This is a genomic window from Sorangium sp. So ce128 (assembly GCF_051525245.1).
In the GTDB taxonomy this organism is placed as follows: domain Bacteria; phylum Myxococcota_A; class Polyangia; order Polyangiales; family Polyangiaceae; genus Sorangium; species Sorangium cellulosum_B.
This window is the reverse complement of sequence record NZ_CP150313.1, coordinates 3,587,334-3,606,034: the sequence shown is the minus strand read 5'-3', so window position 1 is coordinate 3,606,034 and position 18,701 is coordinate 3,587,334. Positions and strand designations below refer to the sequence as shown.

Genomic DNA, 18,701 nt, shown 5'->3' with positions numbered 1-18,701 from the left:
TCGACGAGCCAAAACGCAATGCGACCCGCGCGCTCGAGAGCGCACACAAAAGCCTTTACGTGCGCTCCAAAGTCAGTATCTACAGGATCACGACGTGGGAGCGGCGACGTCGAGCCGGCCTCCGTCACGCGGCAGAGGTGCACTGTCCTACGGGCGCCGGAGACGGTGAAGAGGGGGGCCACATGGCGGGGTGTTGCGGCCGGACGGGAGACAGCGGCGTGCATCGGGTCGAGGTGTCCACTCCGCTCCGTACCGCACCGATCCCGCCCTAGCCGGGACGCCGATGCGACGCGCCGGTTGTGCCGCCGTGCTCGTTGTCTTGATGGCGACGACCCCGGTGCACGCGGATACGCCTCGGTCTGAATCGGGACGGGAGACTCAGGAGGACGACCACATGTTCCGCGGCGAGATCTCCGCGTCACCGCTGCTCGCGGTGGGCCTCCTGCCCGCGCTCGGCGGAGGGGCCTCTTTCGCCACGGCGTTCCGCTGGCCCAGCCTGTCGATCGGCGTCGAGGCGCGGATGTTCACCTCCCTGGCGGACACCTTCGCGGACGGCGTCTTGGTCCATGCGAGCCTTGCGATGCCGACGCTCGACATCTGCGGTCATCGCGGGGTCCTGTCGGTGTGCGCCGTCTTCGACGCCGGCGAGCTGCGGATCACGAGCGACCCCGGCGTCAGCATTCAAGCGCGCCAGCCGTGGGTCAGCTCGGTCGGCCTGCGGGTCGCGGGCGACTGGCGCTTCTCCGAGCAGCTGTTCCTGCGCGGGTTCGCCGAGCTGCACACGAACCACAGCCGTCCGTCCCTCTGGGTCAACAACAGAGAGGTATGGCGGGTCCCTCCGCTCTCCGGCGTGGTCGGCGTGGGGCTCGTGCTCCCCGTGGATGCCTTCTGAGCGAGTCACACTGGCCGCTCCCTGGACGGGAATGCGGCCGATGACACCTGGCCTGAACAAGCGGTCACCACGCCGCGATGAGCACCATGTCAGCAGCATCAGCAAGAGACACCGGGGCTGACGCGGCAACGCAGGACCGACCCAGCTCCGCGCGTCGGCAATCCCTGGCCGGACTTCGGGCGAGCGGAGCTAGCGTCCGAGCGCCGTGGTGGCTCGTCGCTGCGGCCGCGGCCCTGCTGTGGCCCTGGCGCGCCGGCGCCGCGCCGCCCCGCGCCGCAGTGCAGCTCGAGTACCGGCGCGCGCCAGGGGCCGAGCGCTGCCCGGGCGAGGCGCTCCTGCGCGAGGAGATGGCCAGGCAGCTCGGCTATGACCCGGTGGAGCCCGAGGCGGCCGCGCAGGCCAAGGCCCTTGTCTTCCGCGGTCCAGGGAGGGAGATACACGCCACCATGGATCTCTACGACGCGGATGGGGCCATCGCATGGTCTCGGCACCTGGTCGTCTATCACGACGACTGCAAAGAGCTTGTCATGAACATGGCGCTCTCGCTCCGCGTCGCGCTCGATCCGAGCCTCCACGTGCCGCCCGCCCCGCCCCCACCGCCGCCCTCCCCTGCCCCGCCCCCGCCCGACGCCGCTGCCGCCGCGCCCGCGCGGCGGGCGTGGCCCGACGTCAGGATCGGCCTTGCGGGGTCCGCGGTGTTCGGAACCCTGCAGGAGACGACCGCCGGGACGGCGCTCCATGTCGCGCTCCGCTATCCATCCTTCACCCTCGGCATGGAAGGCCACGTTCAATTGCCGGTCACGATTCAGCTCGACGAGGCGACGAGCATCTCGACCTGGCTCGCGGCGGCGAACGTGATGCCGTGTTCTCAGCGCCGTCACCTCTTCGCTTGTGCCGTCGCGTCGGTCGGGGTCGTGACCACCTCGAGCACCGACGCCAGGATCATCGACACCTCGTCGCTCTGGCTCGCCACAGGGCCGCGCGCCGGCATCGAGATGCCGATCTCCGATCGGCTCGCCATCCAGTTCTATGGCGACATCGTGCTGCGCCTCTCGGAGTTCCGCGTCGAGAGCCAGGAAGGTGTGCTCTGGACCCCGCCCGCCTACGGCGGGCTCGTGGGCCTCCGTCTGGACGTGAATCTCGATCCGCGGAGCGAGGCGCCCGCGCGTCGCGCTGCCCTCCCTCGGGGTGCCGAGGCAGCGCATTGACAAGCTTCGCGACGACGCCGTCGCCACGCTCGAGGGGGGAACAGAGATGGGGTCACAGTCACGCAAGAACACATCCGCAGAGCCTTCCCACGCCCGCATGGCGGAGATCGCCGACGAGCACTTCTCGTTCATCGCCCGCTACCTCGCCCGCCTCGGGGTTCGCGCGCAGGACATCGAGGACGTCGCCCAGGAGGTCCTCGCCGGCGCCTACCGTGCGCTGCCGCGGTTCGATCCCAGCCGGGGCACCGTGCGGTCGTGGCTCATGGGCATCGCGACCCACCAGGCGTCGAATCATTTCCGGCGGGCTCACCGCCGCCACGAGCGCCTCCGGCCGTTCGACGATCTCGCGGCGCTGCCTGACGTCACCCCCGACTCCGAGCAGCACGCCATCGCGAGGGACCGGCGCTGCGTGCTCGACAAGCTGCTCCAGGAGATGCCCATGGAGCGCCGCTGCGTGTTCGTCGCCCATGAGCTCGAGGAAATCGACATGTCCGAGATCGCCCAGCAGCTGTCGATCCCCCTGAGCACCGCGTGGAGCCGGCACCGGCTCGCCTGGGTCGACATCGAGGCGGCGATGCGTCGCTGGCAGGCGCGGCAGCGCGGCCGCGGGCTCGCGCTCATCCCCTTCAGCGCCGGCGCGCTCGTCCAGGAGGCGCGCGCGGGAGGCGAGGGCGCGCCAACGTTGCTCACGAGGCTGTACCGCAGCGTCCGCGGGGTGTTCTCTCCGTGGTCATGCAAGCTCCCGATCGAGGGCAGCGCGCCGACGCGGGCAGGCTCGCTCCATATCGCAGCGAGCATCGCAGTCCCGCTGGCGAGCGCCGCCGCCGTCATCGCGCTCACGCTAGGCGCGCTGCGCGCCGCCTCGACGCCGGCCGCCGCCGGAGCGCGCGCCGCGACCGGGCTCGCCATGGCGGTCATCCGGACGCCCCCGCCCCCGGCCGCGCTGCCGCCGCCGTCCCCGGCCACGCTATCGCTGCCTTCCTCGGCTGCGCTGCCGCCCCCGCCCCCGGCCGCGCTGCCGCCGCCGTCCCCGGCTGCGCTGCCGCCGCCGCCCGGCGCAGCTGCAGCGGCGGACGCTCCGCAGGGCGGCCGGATCCCGGGCGCCGGGAGCTCGCGAGCGACCAGCGCGGCGCTGCGCGCGCAGAAGGGCGCGCCCCGTACGGCGGGCGGAGCTACCTTGCCCCACGCGGGACCGTCTGGGGCGTCGAACGATCAGGAGATCGCCGCGGAGCGCACCCTCATCGACGGCGCGATCACGGCGTTGTCGCGCGGTCACTATGCGGAGGCGAAGCGCCGCCTGATCGAGCACCGGATGAGGTTCCCAGCTGGCCGCCTCACCGCCGAGAGGAACGCTGCGCTGCGCGCGCTCCGCGCCAGGACGGCTGCCGCCGGGCCACGCCCGCTGCTCTAGAGCGACGGTCACCCGCTTCGGATACGGGCCCACCTCGACGTTTTCGGTGCTCAGCGCACCGGAGTCTCAGGATTGATCATATTTTCCCCACCTCCCTCGCGGCGCTCCAGCCTTGGACGAGGGTGAGGAGTTGCTCGTAGCCACGGCCCAAGGTCTGCCAGCCGGGCTCGCCGTTTCGCCGGAGGTGTCCGCCGAGCCCGGCGATTGCCAGGAAGGCATCGCGGGCCGTGGCGTTCTCGGGCAGGGGCTTGCGCGCGAAGACCCGCAGCACCTCGATCTGGGTGGGCGTGAGCACGGCGGTCGCGGGCTGCTCCGGAGCGCGCCGAGCCTCGCTGCGCAGCAGCAATAGCTGCCAGGCGATGGGCGCGAAGAGCGCCAGCACGTTGCGCAAGCCGTGCAGGTCCTCGATCTGGCGCTTCTCGTAGGCGCATCCGGTCTTCAGGGCCTTGAAGAACTCCTCCACCATCCAGCGCGCCCGGTACCAGTCGACCAGCTGCGTCAGCTGCTCGACGGACTCGACCGGCTCGCTCGTGAGCAGCACCCACTCGACCGGCGCTTCGCCCGGCGGCGGCTCGATCTCCCAGACGCGTACGACCCACAGCGACAGCGTCGCAGGCAGCTCGCGCGGCTGGGATCTCGGTCGCCGCAGGGTCACGCGCGTGCTTCCAAGGGCGAGCTTGGCCAAGCGTCCTGCGCGCGGAGGATGCAGCCGTTTCTGTTGAGGGCTGCGATTGCCCGCCGGCCGCGGCGAAAGCTCTACCTCGCGTACGGCCACCGCTTGAACATGCGCGAGCGCCTGCTCGAGCTTGGCCTGCTCTCCGAGGGCGTCAGCCTCGACGAGGCGATTGTGCGCGAGCCGAATCACGAACCGATGCCCTGCGCTCAAAAGCTGCGCGAACAGGCCGTAGTCGTCGCCTTCGCGGTCCATGACGTGCACCACGTCGTGCGCAGTAGCGCCCAAGGCCGCGACTCGCTCCACCTGCTCTCCCCAGCGGTCGTGCTCGTTGTCCGTCCTGCCGTCGTCGCGCACGTGCGTGCTCAGATCGAGCACGCCGAGCGGGCGGCGCGTTCCATCGCCGCTGACCGCCAGCGTGAAGTGGGCGAAGAACGTCTGCCCCGAGGAGCGCAGCCGTCCGAGCCCCTGCCGCTGGCCGTCCGAGCGGAAGGACAGGGTCGTGGTGTCATGGATGGCGAGCACGACCGGCTCGGCCTCCATGCGCGCGAGGGTGGCGCGCACATGCGGAGCCAGAATCGCCGCGGGCGTGACGGCGTCGTTGCCGAAGAAACGGTACGCCGCCTCCAGCTCGCTGTCGGACAGCAGCGAGGGGAAGCTCTTGTCCGGCGCCTGCGCCAGCTTCTGCACCAGCTTGCTCTGGCGCTTCGAAAGCCGCGCATCGCCGAAGTGCGCGTCGCTCATCTCCTCGGCGAGCGCCGCTGCGTGCTCTGCTGCAGGTGAACCCATCCGCAGCTTTGATCACGTCGCTCAGCACACATCAAGCGAGATGTGTAGGATCCTGAGACCGGAGTGCGCTTGCGCGCCGAAAACGCCGATCTGGGCCCGTCTCCTGTGCGGGAGACCGCCGCTCTGCTCTGCGTGTAGCAGAGGTGGGCGGAAACCGCTGCAGAGCACTGCTCGGATGGCAAGGCACGACTTCAGTGCTGCTCTCCTGTACAGGACACGACCCATCCCAACCGCCGCCGACTACTGCTCTCCCGTCCGCGGCGCTTGGGGGTGAGTTGCGGGGGATCGCGCGCGCACAGAAGATCAATTTTCAGAGCCGGTGGCTTTTTTTTGAGATGGGAGATCAGCTCCTCCTAACTAAGCGAGCATGGGACAACCGCATCGCACTCTCGCACCGTCGATGCCGCTGGATAGACAGCGGGCCTTCGTCCGGCTCTTTCGGGGGAAGACCTACGACTCCGTATGGAATTGGCTTAGGCGGCTCGGGGTCCCACGCCGCGATCGGCGAGACATTCTCCAGGATGTGTTCCTCGCCGGATACCAGAGCTTCCCATCGTACGACCCGCTCCGCGCGCGACCGGAGCGGTGGCTCAACAGGATCACGGTCCACGTGGCCGCCCACTACCGCGACCGCGCGCACCACCGGCGCGAAGAGCTGTCCTCCGGCCACGCCCCGCGCCGCGTCGCCGACGAGCGCCCGAACGCCGAGGAGCAGATCGACGCAGAGCAGACGCGCTCCCTCATCCTCTCGCGGCTCAGGTCGCTGCAGGCCGAGGAGCAGCAGATCCTCATCGCGCACGACATCGAAGGCGTGCCGATGGCGACGGTCGCCGAACAACACGGGATCCCGCTGTCGACGGCGTACAAGTGGCGCACGCGCGCGCTCGCGTCCCTGCGCGCGCTGCTCGAGGAGCCCCGCGCAGAGCGCAGGCAGCAACGACCGCCGCGACCGACGGCGAGCGACGTCACCGAGGCGGCGCGCTCGGCGAGCGCCACACGCTCGGCGAACACCCCACGCCGGACGGCGCTGGTAGAGCGACCCGCCCGCTCGACCGCGGCGGGCACGAAGCGGCCGGCGGCGCCCTGCCGCACGCAGCCGAAGGGCGCCCCGTTCCTGCGGCGACCGGGCGGGGAGCAGGCGCACTCGCCAGCGCGCATATGACCGGCGGAGGCCGCCAGCGCGGTCGGGCCAGCGCGCGCGCGAACGCCAGCGTGAGCCCGGATCCGACGGCCCCCCATGGCCCGATAGCCCGCCCGCGCCCGCGAGACAAATCTTCAGGCCGATCGCAAGGCGTACGGGATACGGGAGTACGGGGCGCCGTACAACGACCAGAAAGCGCCTCCGGCCCACGCGCGGGTAGTCGGGGCGTATGTCGTCGCGCTATGCTGGAGCCTCAACGATGTACTACTCGACCGACGACCTTCGTATTGCAGGGCTCAGGCCCTTGATCCCCCCCGCGATCCTTATCGAAGAGATCCCCGTCAGCCCCGCGGCCTCCGAGACCGTGGCCTTCACGCGCAAGGCCGCCGAGCGCGTGATCTCGGGCGACGACGACCGGATCATCGTGGTGGTGGGCCCCTGCTCCATCCACGACCCCAAGGCCGCCCTGGAGTACGCCGCGCAGCTCCGGGAGGCGCGCGACCGGCTGAGCGATGATCTGCTCGTGATCATGCGCGTGTACTTCGAGAAGCCGCGCACCACGGTCGGCTGGAAGGGGCTGATCAACGATCCCGACCTCGACGGGAGCTTCTCGATCAACAAGGGGCTCCGCGTCGCCCGCGGGCTGCTCCGCGACATCGCCGAGCTCGGCCTCGCGAGCGCGACCGAGTTCCTGGACACGATCTCGCCGCAGTTCATCGCCGATTTCATCTCCTGGGGCGCGATCGGCGCGCGCACGACCGAGAGCCAGATCCACCGCGAGCTCGCCTCCGGGCTCTCGTGCCCCGTGGGCTTCAAGAACAGCACCGAGGGCGACGTCCAGATCGCGGTCGACGCCGTGCGGGCCGCGCGCGAGGCGCACCATTTCCTTTCCGTGACGAAGCAGGGGATCTCGGCGATCGTGGCGACGCGCGGCAACGCGTCGTGTCACGTGATCCTGCGCGGCTCGCAGCGCGGACCCAACTACGCGGCCGAGCACGTCCGCGAGGCGGCCGATCGCCTGACCAAGGCGGGCCTGCCGCGCCGGCTGATGGTCGACTGCAGCCACGGCAACAGCCAGAAGGATCCGGCGCGCCAGAGGATCGTGGCCGAGAGCCTGGCCGACCAGCTGCGCTCGGGCTCGCGGGACATCCTCGGCGTGATGATCGAGAGCCACCTCGTGGAAGGCCGGCAAGATCTCGCGCCGGGCAAGCTCCCCACCTACGGCCAGAGCATCACCGACGCCTGCCTCGGCTGGAACGACACCGTTCCGGTGCTCGAGCTGCTCGCGCAGGCGGTGCGGGACCGGCGAGCCAGCAAGGCCGCGTGAGTTTTCCGCGCAGCGCCCGCGGCCGTGCGTGATGGCGCGGCGGCCGCCGCGCCTGGCGACGCGCCGACCCGCCGCGCCTGGCGGATCCCTTCAGAAAATTTCATCACGAGCGCAATTCACGGCCCGCGGCACGCTGCAGCCACGGCCGCCTGGGTTTCGTGCGCCGCGGGCCCGGCGCCGCTGCCGTCCGGGCGAGCGACACGCTATGCCTGCACCCGGGAACGCCGCGGAGGGAGCCGCCATTCTCTCGGAAATCCTCATCATCCTGGCCCTCGTGCTCGTGAACGGCGTCTTCTCGGGCGCCGAGATCGCGATCGTCACGGTCCGCAAGACGCGGCTCGACCAGCTCGTCCAGTCGGGGAGCCGCCGGGCGTGGGCGGTGAAGCGCTTGCGGAGCAACCCGGAGCGCTTCCTCGCCACCGTGCAGATCGGCATCACCGTCGTCGGCGCGACCGCGAGCGCCTTCGGCGGGTCGACCCTCGCGAAGGACCTCGCGCCGGTCCTCCGCGCGGTGCCCTGGGTCGGGGACGCGGCGGATGAGCTCGCGTTCGCCGCGGTGGTCGCGCTCGTCTCCTTCCTGTCGCTCGTCGTCGGCGAGCTCGTCCCGAAGTCGCTCGCGCTCCGCGCCTCCGAGCGGTACGCGATGCTCGTCGGCCCGCCGCTCCGCGGGCTCTCGTCGCTCGCCCGCCCGCTCGTCTGGCTGCTCACCGCCAGCTCCAACCTGGTGCTGAGGCTCTTCGGCGACCGCACGAACTTCGTCGAGGCGCGCCTCTCCCCCGAGGAGATCCAGCAGATCGTCGACGAGGCCGCCGAGGCGGGCTCGGTCGACAAGCGCGCCGGCGAGATCGCGTCCCGCGCCATCGATTTCGCCTGGCTCACCGCGCTCCAGGTGATGCTCCCCCGCGGCCGCGTCGTGGCGCTCCCGCGCGACGCGGCCGCCCCGGAGGTGCAGCGCGCCGTGCTGGAGCACGGCCACACGCGGATGCCGGTCTACGAGGGGTCGAACGACAACGTGATCGGCTACGTCACGATGCCGGAGGTGCTCGCGCTCCTGTGGGGCGACGGGCAGTTCTCGCTGGAGAGCATCCTGCGCCCGGCATACTTCGTTGTCGGGTCGATGCCGGCCGTCGATCTCCTCGCCGAGCTGAAGCGGCGCCGGCTCCAGCTCGCCGTCGTCGTGGACGAGCAGGGCGGCATGATCGGCATCATCACGATGGAGGATCTCGTCGAGGAGCTCGTCGGCGAGATCTTCGCCGAGAACGAGGCGCACCCGCCCCACGCAGAGACGATCCGGCGCGAGCCGGACGGGTCGGCGCTCGTGCCCGGCGACATGCCGGTCCACGAGGTCAGCCGACAGCTCGCGATCGCGCTGCCGGACGACGTCCGCTGGTCGACGGTCGCGGGGCTCTGCCTGGGGCTCGCCCGGCGCATCCCCGCGCCCGGCGACGTCGTGACGACCCCGGACGGGGCGGAGCTCCACATCGTGGACGCGAGCTCGCGGCAGATCCGCACGGTGCGGGTCCGCATCCCGCCCGCGCATGCGAGCGAGCCCGAGGACGAGGAGCGGCGCGGCGACGGCTGAACCGGCGCGACGCGTCAGGACGCAGGGACGGACGCGCCCGGGGGTCTCCGCTGGAAGTAGTCGACCACCACGTAGCGCCGGGCGAGGAGGCCGAAGACGACGGCCGCGATCAGGATGAGCGCCGCGAAGAAGAGGTATCGAAGCGCGCCCGTGAACACGTTGAGCGCCGCCACGCCGGCGGTGATCAGGTTGCCGACCGTCACGGTGAGGTTCCAGAAGCTCATGAGGGTGCTCTTCATCTCCCGCGGCGCCTGAGAGTAGGCGAACTCGAGGCCCGTGGTGGACACCAGCACCTCGGCGAACGTGATGAGCAGGTACGGCCCGGCCTGCCAGAGCACGCTCGGGCGATCACCCGAGGTCATGGCGAGCTCGATGGCGGCGACCGCGACGAACGAGAGCCCCGCGATCGCCATGCCGGCCGTCATGCGGCCGAGCGCCGCGAGGCGGACGCCGCGCCGCTCGAGGGCGGGGTAGAGGATCATCGTGTTGAAGGGGATGATCAGCATCACGAGGAGCGGGTTCAGCGCCATGAGCTGCGACGGAGCGAGCTTGTGGCCGAGGACCTCGAGATCCATGCGGGTCGCCTGGACGATCCAGGTCGACCCCTTCTGGTCGAACAGCGCCCAGAACACCGGGATGGGGGCGAAGATCGTCACCACCCGCAGGACGGCCTTGGCGCCGTCGATCGCGCCCTCCGGGTGCCTGCCGCGCGCGGCGTCGAGGAAGTGCCCGCGCGCGGCGCTGCCACGCGCGTCGCGCCCCACCCGGACAGCGTCCCAGAGGACGCGAAGGAACGAGTGGGGGTTCTTGCCGGTCGGCGGCACGTGCACATACCGGTCGCGCCCTATCCAGAACACGAGCGTCGCGATGAACATGAGCGCGCCCGGGATCCCGAACGCCACCCTCGGCCCCCACCACTCCAGCGTCTTCGGGATCAGCGCCGATGCGAAGAACGAGCCGAAGTTGATGATCCAGTAGAAGAGGGCGAACACGCTCTTGACGAGGTGCTTGTTCTCCTCGGAGAACTGGTCACCGACGTGCGCCGAGACGCAGGGCTTGATGCCGCCCGAGCCGAGGGCGATGAGCGCGAGCCCCGCGTAGAAGCCGGCCGGACGGCTCTCGAAGACCGCGAGGCACGCGTGCCCCGCGCAATAGACGAGCGAGAGCCAGAGGATCGTCCGATATTTCCCGAGGAAACGGTCGGACAGGAATCCCCCGAGGAGCGGGAAGAAATAGCAGGCGCTCACGAACAGGTGGTAATTGGCCTCGGCCACATGCTCGTGGATCAACATGGTGTTGATCATGAAGAACGTTAGGATGTTCTTCATCCCGTAGAAGCTGAAGCGCTCGCACCCCTCGTTTCCGATGATGTACTTGATCTGAGGGGGGAATCGGTCGGTGCTCGGAGCGGTTTGCGTCATGGCAGGCCCTCGCGCGCGCCATCCATCCGTAGACCGCCTCCCGCGCCAGGGCAATCCGCGCTGCCTCCCGCCCCTCCAGAGAGCGCGGGCTGGCCTGGCCACGCGCGGCTAGGCCAGCCCGAGCAGCGCACCCTGTGGTCAAGGTGTGCGACGGTGGCAAAACGGCGCGCGCACGCGCCGGCGCAGGCGACGATCGACGATCTGCGCGCGGGATTCAGGCTGCAAGCATTGACATCCTGGAAGGCCATCGTCGTATCCTCCCGGTAGCTCCGCGTTACGACCCCCGTCGTCGGCGACTCTGCCGAGGGAAGGTTCATGGAAAAGCTCAAATCGCGCTTCAGGCTCGCGCCGACGTATACCCTGCTCTGGCTCGCTGCGGCGGCGCTCGCCTCCGTGGCATCGTGTTCGGACGGCGGCCCCAGCACGAGCGCGTGCGTCGCGCCGGAGACGGAGTGCGACGGCATCTGTATCAACACGGGCACGAGCACGAGCCACTGCGGCGCGTGCGGCGTGGCGTGCGGCAGCGATCAGACCTGCCGCGACGGCGAGTGCGTGGCCGTGGCCGCGTGCGACGACGGCCTCGCGGCGTGCGGCGACAGCTGCGTCGACACCCAGAGCGACGAGGCGAACTGCGGCCGCTGTAACAACGCCTGCGAGGAGGGGCAGACCTGCGAGGCCGGCGAGTGCCAGGACGAGGGCGGCTGCCCCGCGGGGCGCACCGACTGCGGCGGCACGTGCGTCGACGTCGCGTCCGATCCGGACAACTGCGGCGAGTGCGGCGCCGCGTGCACGGACGGCCAGACCTGCGAGTCCGGCGAGTGCCAGGACGGCGAGTGCTCGACGGGGCTCACCGACTGCAACGGCGCCTGCGTCAACCTCCAGAACGATGCCGGGCATTGCGGCGCGTGCGGCACCACGTGCACGGACGACCAGACGTGCGTCGCCGGCGAATGCCAGGACGGCTGCGGCTCCGGGCTCACGGCCTGCGACGGCGTCGAGGTCTGCGTCGACCTTGAGACCAACGCGGATCATTGCGGCGAGTGCGGCGCCGCGTGCAACGACTCGCAGGTCTGCCAGGCCGGGGCGTGCGCGTGCACGGTGAGCCCGGGCAACGATCTCGGCAGCGCCGTGCCGCAGATCGTGAACGGCACGACCGCGGGCCAGGCGAACGCCTATTCCCCGACCTGCTCCGCCGCGAGCTCGGGCGAGCGCATCTACTCGTTCACCGCCGCGACCGCGGGCGTCTACTCGTTCGACAGCACGAACTCCGGCTACAGCGTCGTCCTCGCCCTCCTCGACGCGACGGGCTGCTCCGAGCTCGCGTGCAGCGCCGACCCGAGCGCGGTCATCACGGCCGACCTGGCCATGGGCCAGACCGTCTACATCGTGGTCGACGGCGCGGAGGGCCAGGCGGGCACCTTCGAGCTGAGCGTGACGCGGGCGAGCGCGCCGAGCTGCCCGGCGGGGACCCTCGCCTCGTCGGTGCCGCAGACGATCACCGGCAGCACGATCGGCCGGCCCAACAGCGTGCGGCCGACCGTGACGACGGCCTGTCGCCAATCGAGCAGCCCCGACGCGGGATACGCGTTCACGGCGCCGGTCACCGGCGACTACACCTTCGATACGTTCGGATCGGCGTTCGACACGATGCTCCACGTGCACGACGCGACCTGCAGGGGGGCTCAGCTCGCGTGCAACGACGACACGGACGTCGAGCAGTCGGAGGTCACGGTGACGCTCACGGCGGGTCAGACCGTCGTGGTCGTGGTGGACGGCTCCACCGACACCAGCGACGGCGCGTTCACGCTCAACGTGAAGCGGGCCGTCCCGCCGCCGGTATGCGACGGCTCGGGCACCTGCGGCGACGGCAGCTCGGGGTGCACCCGGTGCGCGCTCGAGACCAGCTGCGCCGACGAGCTCTCGGCGTGCACGGAGAGCATCCCGTGCATGGAGTACGTGAGCTGCTTCCGTACGTGCGACACGGCCGCCTGCAAGGAGGCCTGCGGGACGGCAGACCCGGCCAGCGCGGCCCTCTACGAAGCGATGCTCCAGTGCGCCCACTGCGACGTGTGCCGGAACGATTGCAGCGGCTCGTCAGAGGTCGTGTGTCGCTGAGAGAGCGGGTGAAATAGAAACGCTGCGTCGCCCGTGTTACGAACGGGATGATGCAGCGCATCCTCCACGGCCACTTCTGGACGGTCGCTCCCTGGCTCAAGCATCAGATTCACGCCCCGCGGCTCGCTCCGTCTTCCCCCTTCTCGGTCCACGTCGATGAGACTCCTGCCGGGCCCGTCCGGTTGCTCGGCAGGATCCGCCACCGGGAAGACGCGGGCTCGATCCTCGTCGTCGTCCACGGGCTCGGCGGTACGAGCGAGAGTTATTATGTGGTCGAGGCCGCCCTGAGGGCCGAGCGCGCGGGGCTCGCCTGCCTGCGCATCAACCTGCGCGGCGCCGGGGGCGACGGAGACGACATCTACCACGCTGGCCTGTTCTCCGATCTCCACGCCGCCATCACCTCCCCCGAGCTCGACCGGTACGAGCGCGTGCTCGTCCTCGGCTACTCGCTGGGCGGGCATATCGCCCTCCGTTACGCGGCGTCGGGCTCGCTCGACGGGCGCGTCTCCGCCGTGGCGGCCGTCTGCCCGCCGCTCGACCTGGAGCGAGCCGTCGCCGCCATCGATCAGCCCGAACGGTGGGTTTACCGCAGGCACGTGATGGCCGGGCTGAAGGAGATGTACACCGCCGTCGCCTCGCGCCGCGCCGTGCCCGTGCCCCTCGACGAGGCGCTCGCCATTCGCACGATCCGCGAATGGGACCGGCGCATCATGACGCGACGCTTCGGCTACCAGAGCGCGGAGGCCTACTACACGAGCGAGAGCGCCGCCCCGCGCCTCCGCGACATCGCCGTCCCGTCGCTGATCGTCGCGGCGGAGGCCGACCCGATGGTGCCGCTCGACACGGTGCGGCCGGCGATCGATGCCCACCCGCGCTCGCCGCTGCTCGACGTGCAGTGGCTCCGGCACGGCGGACACGTGGGCTTCCCGCGGACGCTGAGCCTCGGGTTCGGGGCGGCGCCGGGCCTCGAGTCCCAGGTCATCCACTGGCTCACGAGGCATTGACCCGCGGGCGCAGGCGCGGCCGTGCCCGCGGCGCGCTGGCTCCCGGGCTCCCCAGGGCATCGCGGCGCGGGAGCGCGATCGGATCACCGCGCGGCCGCGGCGCGGCGGCGTCACCCGCGCGGCGCGGCGGGCGTCAGCGCATAGACGTCGACGTCCACGCCCGGGCTATAGAGCACGTGCGGCGCCCCCGCCGGGGCGGGCAGGCCGGCCGCGGCGACGACGCTCTCCTCGACGTGGGTCACCTCGGCCCGGTGGAGCGGATAGGGCGCGTGGTGCACCTGCCCGATCTTGAGCGCGCCGCCGCTCGCGGCGAACAGCAGGTAACGCTCGGCCAGGAAGTGCTCGAAGGTCCCCGGCGCCGCGGCGCCGCCGTCGATCGCCTCGCCGACGCGATAGCGCGCCTCGAAGCGCGCAGGCACGGGGCCCGGCCAGCGCCGCTCGCTGCGGTAACGGACCTCCCCGTCCGTCGAGTCGAGATCCATCGAGGCGTGGTGATAGGGCAGGTGCCAGCCGACCCGGGCCGCGACGACCGCGATCGCCTTGGCCGCGTCCAGGCTGAAGAACCAGACGCCCGGCGCTCGCCCCTCGTGATGAACGTAGGTGCGGACGTTGAGCTCGTGGAAGTTCGAGATCCCGGGCACGCTCGGCGACCACCAGGGGCTGACGTCGCGCATGGTGAAGGCGACGACGCCGACGTAGGCCCTGCCCTCGAAGGTGTCGAGTTCGAGCGCAGGCGGCACGACGGCGCGCAGCGCGGCGATCGGCGTCTCCCAGTGCAGGAAGAGCAGCTCTCTCCAGCGCTGGAAGCCCGCCGGGCGGCCAGGGGGGCGGAGCGTGGGGGCGATTCGGTCCACGGCGATCTCAGCATAGGACGGCGCGGTCGGAAGATCTCCTCTCGCGGCGGGCAATGGCATGGGGATATCCTGCGCGCGGGCCGAACGGGTACGGAGCGGAGGCCGGATGAAGAAGCTCATCAATGCGCCGGACGATCTCGTCGATGAGGCGCTCGAGGGGATGGCGCTCGCGCACGCCGAGCTCCTCCGGGTGAACGCCGCGCCGCGCTTCGTCACGCGCGCGGAGGCGAAGGGCAAGGGCAAGGTCGCGCTCCTCTCCGGCGGCGGCAGCGGGCACGAGCCGCTGCACGCCGGGTTCGTCGGGCGCGGCATGCTCGACGCCGCCTGCCCCGGCGCCGTGTTCACGAGCCCGACGCCCGACCAGATCTTCGAAGCGACGCGGGCAGTCGACGGCGACGCCGGCGTGCTCCACATCATCAAGAACTACACCGGTGACGTGATGAACTTCGAGATGGCCGCCGAGCTCGCGCGCGAGGCGGGAATCCCGGTGGAAGGCGTGCTCGTGAACGACGACGTGGCGGTCGAGGACAGCCTGTACACGGCCGGACGGCGCGGCGTGGGGACGACCGTCCTCGTCGAGAAGATCTGCGGCGGCGCCGCCGAGGCGGGCCGCCCGCTCGAGGAGGTGGCGGCGCTCGGCCGACGGGTCAACGCGCGCGGCCGCAGCATGGGGGTCGCGCTCTCCGCCTGCACGGTGCCGCACGCCGGCAAGCCGTCGTTCGAGCTCGGCCCGGGCGAGATGGAGGTCGGCATCGGCATCCACGGCGAGCCCGGCCGGCGGCGGGCCATGCTGGAGCCGGCCGACCGGGTGGCCGAGATCCTGATGCAGCCGATCCTCGACGACCTGCCGTTCGAGCCGGGCGACGACGTGCTGCTGTTCGTCAACGGCATGGGCGGGACGCCGCTCCTCGAGCTCTACGTCGTGTACCGCAAGGCGTGCGCGATCGCGCAGGGCCGCGGCCTCAAGGTCGCGCGCAGCCTCGTGGGGTCGTACATCACGTCGCTCGAGATGGCCGGCGCGTCGGCGACCCTGCTCAAGCTCGACGACGAGATGCTCCGCTGGTGGGACGCGCCGGTGCACACGCCGGCGCTGCGCTGGGGGACCTGAGCCATGGACGCCTTGAACGGCGCGCACATCGCGGCGTGGATCGAGCGCGCGGCCGACGTCATGGAGCGCGAGAAGGTCCTCCTGACCGAGCTCGACGCGGCGATCGGCGACAGCGATCACGGCGTCAACATGGCGCGCGGCTTCACGGCGGTGCGCGCCCGGCTCGGCGGCCTCGATCACGGCGACGTCGGCGCGCTGCTGAAGGGCGTCGGGATGATCTTGCTGTCGACCGTCGGCGGGGCGAGCGGCCCGCTCTACGGCACGCTGTTCCGCGACGCGGGCCAGCGGGCGACCGGCGCGGCGGTGCTGGACCTCGCGGCCCTGGCCGGGTGCCTCGAGGCGGGCCTCGACGGCGTGAAGCGGCGAGGCAAGGCGTCGCCCGGCGACAAGACGATGGTCGACGCGCTCTCCCCTGCGGTCGACGCGCTCAAGGCCGCGCTGAGCGCGCCGGCGCCCACGGGCGACCCGGCGCGCTCCCCCCTCATGGACGGGCTCGCTCGCGCCGCCGAGGCGGCGCAGGCCGGCGCGCTTGCGACCGTGCCGCTCATCGCTCGCAAGGGCCGGGCGAGCTACCTCGGTGAGCGCAGCGCTGGGCACCAGGACCCCGGCGCCACGTCGTGTTCGCTCTTGCTGCGGAGCCTGGCCGCGACGGCAGGCGTATGAGCGGGGCGGCGGGCCGCGTCGGGCTCGTCCTGGTCTCGCACAGCCGCGTGCTCGCCGAGGCCACCGAGGCGCTGGCCCGCCAGATGACCGGCGAGGCGGTCGCCATCGCGTGCGCGGCGGGCGCGGGCGACGGCGGCGCGGAGCTCGGCACCGACGCGACCGCGATCGCCGCGGCGATCGAGCGCGTCTGCGGGCCGGCCGGCGCCGTCGTGCTGATGGACATCGGCGGCGCGATCCTGAGCGCCGAGATGGCGCTCGAGCTCATCGATCCGGCCATCGCCGCGCGCACGCGCCTCACCGGCGGGCCGATCGTGGAAGGGGCGGTCGCGGCCGCCGTGCGGGCTGCGGCGGGCGGCACGCTCGATCAGGTCACCGCGGAGGCGCGGCAGGCGCTCGGTCCGAAGGCCGAGCAGCTCGGCGAGGCGGAGCGCCCTGCGTCGGCGGCGGTGGCCGCGACCGATGCGGCCGCCGCGGCGGTGGCCGCGACCGATGCGGGCGCGCTGGCCGCGACGGTCGAGCTCGCGATCGCCGATCCGGGCGGCCTGCACGCCCGCCCTGCCGCGCGGCTCATCACGCGCGCGGTGGCCTTCGACGCGGCGCTCACCCTGGAGAACGTGACGGCCGCGCGCGGTCCGGTGCCGGCCTCGAGCCTGATCGCGCTCGCCTCCCTCGGGGCGCGCCGGGGCGACGTGCTGCGCTTGCGCGGGACCGGGCGGCAGGCGGTCGAGGCGGTCGAGGCGCTCGCTGCGCTCCTGCAGCGCGACGCGCCACCGGCCGCACCTACGGCGCCGCCCGCCTCGTGCCACGCGATCCCCGTCGCGCCCGGCGTCGCGCTCGGCCCCATGGTCCGGCTGGTGCGGTCGATCCCGGAGGTCCCCGAGACCACGGTCGACGATCCTGCGGCCGAGGCCGAGCGGCTGCGGCGGGCGCTCGATCTGGCAGCGCAGGACCTCGGCAGCGCGCTGCGCGGCACCGACATCCTCGACGCCCATCAGGCGCTGCTCTGCGACCCGGCGCTCGTCGACGAGGCGATCTCCCGCATCGAGCGGGAGCGCTGCAACGCCGCCTGGGCGTTCCGCCAGGCGATCGACGCCGCGGCCGCGATCTACCGGCAGCTCGACGACCCGTACCTGCGGGCGCGCGAGGCCGACGTTCACGACGTGGGCGACGCCGTGGTGCGCGCCCTGCTCGGCGGCGCCGCGGCGGTGCTGCCCGACGGGCCGCCGGCCGTCGTCGTGGCCGAGGACCTCACGCCGTCGGAGGCCGCGCGGCTCGAACCGGGGCGGGTGCTCGGCGTCATCGACCGGCGCGGCGGTCCCACCTCGCACGCGGCCATCCTGCTGCGGAGCGCCGGCATTCCCGCCGTCGCCGGGGCCGCGGCGCTGGTGCCGGACGCGGGCGGCGCGCGCGCCGGCCTCGACGGCGCGACCGGCGAGGTGTGGCTCGACCCGGATCCCGAGACCACGATCGAGCTCCAGCGGCGGCAAGCGGCCCTCCGCGCGTCACGGCGGCCGCCAGGCGCCAGGGACGGCCGGTTGCGCCTCGCCTGCGGCCGCGAGGTCGAGCTCTGGGCGAACGTGGCTGGCCCGTCGGATGCGCGCGTCGCGCGCGAGGCTGGCGCCGTCGGGATCGGGCTCCTGCGCACCGAGATGCTGTTCCTGGACCGCGTGGACGAGCCTGGCGAGGACGAGCAGGCGGAGCTGCTCGCGGAGATCTTCGCGGCGTTCGCCGGCGCTCCGATCGTGGTCCGCACGCTCGACGCCGGCGGGGACAAGGCGCTGCCGTACCTCGATCTCGACGCCGAGGCGAACCCCAGCCTGGGCGTCCGCGGCGTCCGCCTCTCGCTCGCGCGGCCGGCGCTGCTCGAGGCGCAGCTCCGCGCGATCCTGGTCGCGGGGCGCGGCCATGACATCCGGGTGCTGATCCCGATGGTCTCGACAGCCGCGGAGGTGAGCGCCGTGCGCGCCGCGCTGGAGCGCGCGCACGAGGCGCTCGCGGCGACGGGCGCGGCGCACCGCTGGCCCGTGGCCACGGGCATCATGGTCGAGGTGCCGTCGGCGGCGCTCATGGCGGAGCGCCTCGCGCGCCAGGCCGACTTCTTCAGCATCGGGACCAACGATCTGACGCAGCACACGCTGGCGGCCGAGCGCGGTCACCCGCGGCTGCACGCGCTCGCGGATCCGGCGCACCCGGCCGTGCTGCGGCTCGTGCGTACGGTGGTGGAGGCGGGGCACGCCGCGAAGCGGCCGGTCTCGGTGTGCGGCGAGGCCGCCGGCGATCCCGGCGTCGCGCCGCTCCTCGTCGGGCTCGGGATCACGCGCCTCAGCATGTGCGCCTCCGCGTTCGACGCGGTGGAGGACGCGCTCGCCGGCGCCTCGTTCGCCGATCTCGCCACCATCGCCGAGGAGGCGCTCGCGGTCGACGACGCGGCGGCGGCCCGCGCAACCCACGCGGCCGCGCGGCGTCCGGGCTGACGTCGGCGCGGTGACGGAGCGGCCAGACGCCTGGCCAGG

Annotated in this window: 14 protein-coding genes; 11 read left to right on the top strand and 3 right to left on the bottom strand. The window is 72.2% G+C overall.

Annotated features, from left to right (window positions below; all coding sequences use genetic code 11):
• The first annotated feature begins 394 nt into the window (after window positions 1-394).
• The 3 genes from WME82_RS14045 (at window position 395) to WME82_RS14035 (ending at window position 3,511) form a co-directional block, all read left to right on the top strand.
• A complete protein-coding gene (locus WME82_RS14045; protein WP_437552330.1) occupies window positions 395-892 on the top strand; it encodes a hypothetical protein in 498 nt (165 codons plus the stop codon).
• 278 nt (window positions 893-1,170) lie between these two features.
• Window positions 1,171-2,100: a hypothetical protein gene (locus WME82_RS14040; RefSeq protein ID WP_438043254.1), complete on the top strand. Its 930-nt coding sequence runs from the start codon at window positions 1,171-1,173 to the stop codon at window positions 2,098-2,100.
• A gap of 97 nt (window positions 2,101-2,197) precedes the next feature.
• Window positions 2,198-3,511: an RNA polymerase sigma factor gene (locus tag WME82_RS14035; protein ID WP_438043253.1), complete on the top strand. Its 1,314-nt coding sequence runs from the start codon at window positions 2,198-2,200 to the stop codon at window positions 3,509-3,511.
• 76 nt (window positions 3,512-3,587) lie between these two features.
• Here the strand turns inward: WME82_RS14035 and WME82_RS14030 are convergent, their stop codons facing one another.
• Window positions 3,588-4,973, bottom strand: a complete 1,386-nt coding sequence (locus WME82_RS14030; RefSeq protein ID WP_438037969.1) for an IS4 family transposase — start codon at window positions 4,971-4,973, stop codon at window positions 3,588-3,590.
• Window positions 4,974-5,340: 367 nt separating this feature from the next.
• Between WME82_RS14030 and WME82_RS14025 the strand changes: the two genes are divergently transcribed.
• From WME82_RS14025 to WME82_RS14015, 3 genes are all read left to right on the top strand, one after another.
• On the top strand, window positions 5,341-6,135 hold the full coding sequence (locus tag WME82_RS14025; protein WP_438043252.1) for an RNA polymerase sigma factor: 795 nt from the start codon (window positions 5,341-5,343) through the stop codon (window positions 6,133-6,135).
• A gap of 238 nt (window positions 6,136-6,373) precedes the next feature.
• Window positions 6,374-7,441, top strand: a complete 1,068-nt coding sequence (locus WME82_RS14020) for a 3-deoxy-7-phosphoheptulonate synthase (RefSeq protein WP_438043251.1) — start codon at window positions 6,374-6,376, stop codon at window positions 7,439-7,441.
• Window positions 7,442-7,646: 205 nt separating this feature from the next.
• The gene (locus WME82_RS14015) at window positions 7,647-9,023 is read left to right on the top strand and encodes a hemolysin family protein (RefSeq protein WP_438043250.1); all 1,377 of its coding nucleotides are present in this window, start codon (window positions 7,647-7,649) and stop codon (window positions 9,021-9,023) included.
• Between the two features lie 14 nt (window positions 9,024-9,037).
• Here the strand turns inward: WME82_RS14015 and WME82_RS14010 are convergent, their stop codons facing one another.
• On the bottom strand, window positions 9,038-10,444 hold the full coding sequence (locus WME82_RS14010) for a POT family MFS transporter (protein ID WP_438043249.1): 1,407 nt from the start codon (window positions 10,442-10,444) through the stop codon (window positions 9,038-9,040).
• Between the two features lie 315 nt (window positions 10,445-10,759).
• Here WME82_RS14010 and WME82_RS14005 point away from each other — a divergent pair, with 315 nt between their 5' ends.
• Both WME82_RS14005 and WME82_RS14000 read left to right on the top strand, forming a co-directional pair.
• Window positions 10,760-12,559 (top strand): MXAN_6577-like cysteine-rich protein, encoded by a 1,800-nt coding sequence (locus WME82_RS14005; RefSeq protein ID WP_438043248.1) that lies wholly within the window; start codon window positions 10,760-10,762, stop codon window positions 12,557-12,559.
• Window positions 12,560-12,606: 47 nt separating this feature from the next.
• The gene (locus tag WME82_RS14000) at window positions 12,607-13,563 is read left to right on the top strand and encodes a YheT family hydrolase (RefSeq protein WP_437745942.1); all 957 of its coding nucleotides are present in this window, start codon (window positions 12,607-12,609) and stop codon (window positions 13,561-13,563) included.
• Between the two features lie 110 nt (window positions 13,564-13,673).
• Here the strand turns inward: WME82_RS14000 and WME82_RS13995 are convergent, their stop codons facing one another.
• Window positions 13,674-14,417, bottom strand: coding sequence for a YqjF family protein (locus tag WME82_RS13995; protein ID WP_438043247.1), 744 nt, complete (start codon window positions 14,415-14,417; stop codon window positions 13,674-13,676).
• A 106-nt stretch (window positions 14,418-14,523) separates the two neighbouring features.
• On the opposite strand from WME82_RS13995, the gene dhaK reads away from it, so the two are divergent.
• The 3 genes from dhaK to ptsP are packed head-to-tail and all read left to right on the top strand — an operon-like array spanning window position 14,524 to window position 18,662.
• A complete protein-coding gene (gene dhaK, locus WME82_RS13990; RefSeq protein WP_437871348.1) occupies window positions 14,524-15,525 on the top strand; it encodes a dihydroxyacetone kinase subunit DhaK in 1,002 nt (333 codons plus the stop codon).
• Between the two features lie 3 nt (window positions 15,526-15,528).
• Entirely contained in the window at window positions 15,529-16,188 is a 660-nt protein-coding gene (gene dhaL / locus WME82_RS13985) for a dihydroxyacetone kinase subunit DhaL (RefSeq protein WP_438043246.1), read from the top strand.
• The gene (gene ptsP / locus WME82_RS13980; RefSeq protein ID WP_438043245.1) at window positions 16,185-18,662 is read left to right on the top strand and encodes a phosphoenolpyruvate--protein phosphotransferase; all 2,478 of its coding nucleotides are present in this window, start codon (window positions 16,185-16,187) and stop codon (window positions 18,660-18,662) included. Before dhaL ends, ptsP begins: the two co-directional genes overlap by 4 nt.
• The last annotated feature ends 39 nt before the right edge of the window (window positions 18,663-18,701 follow it).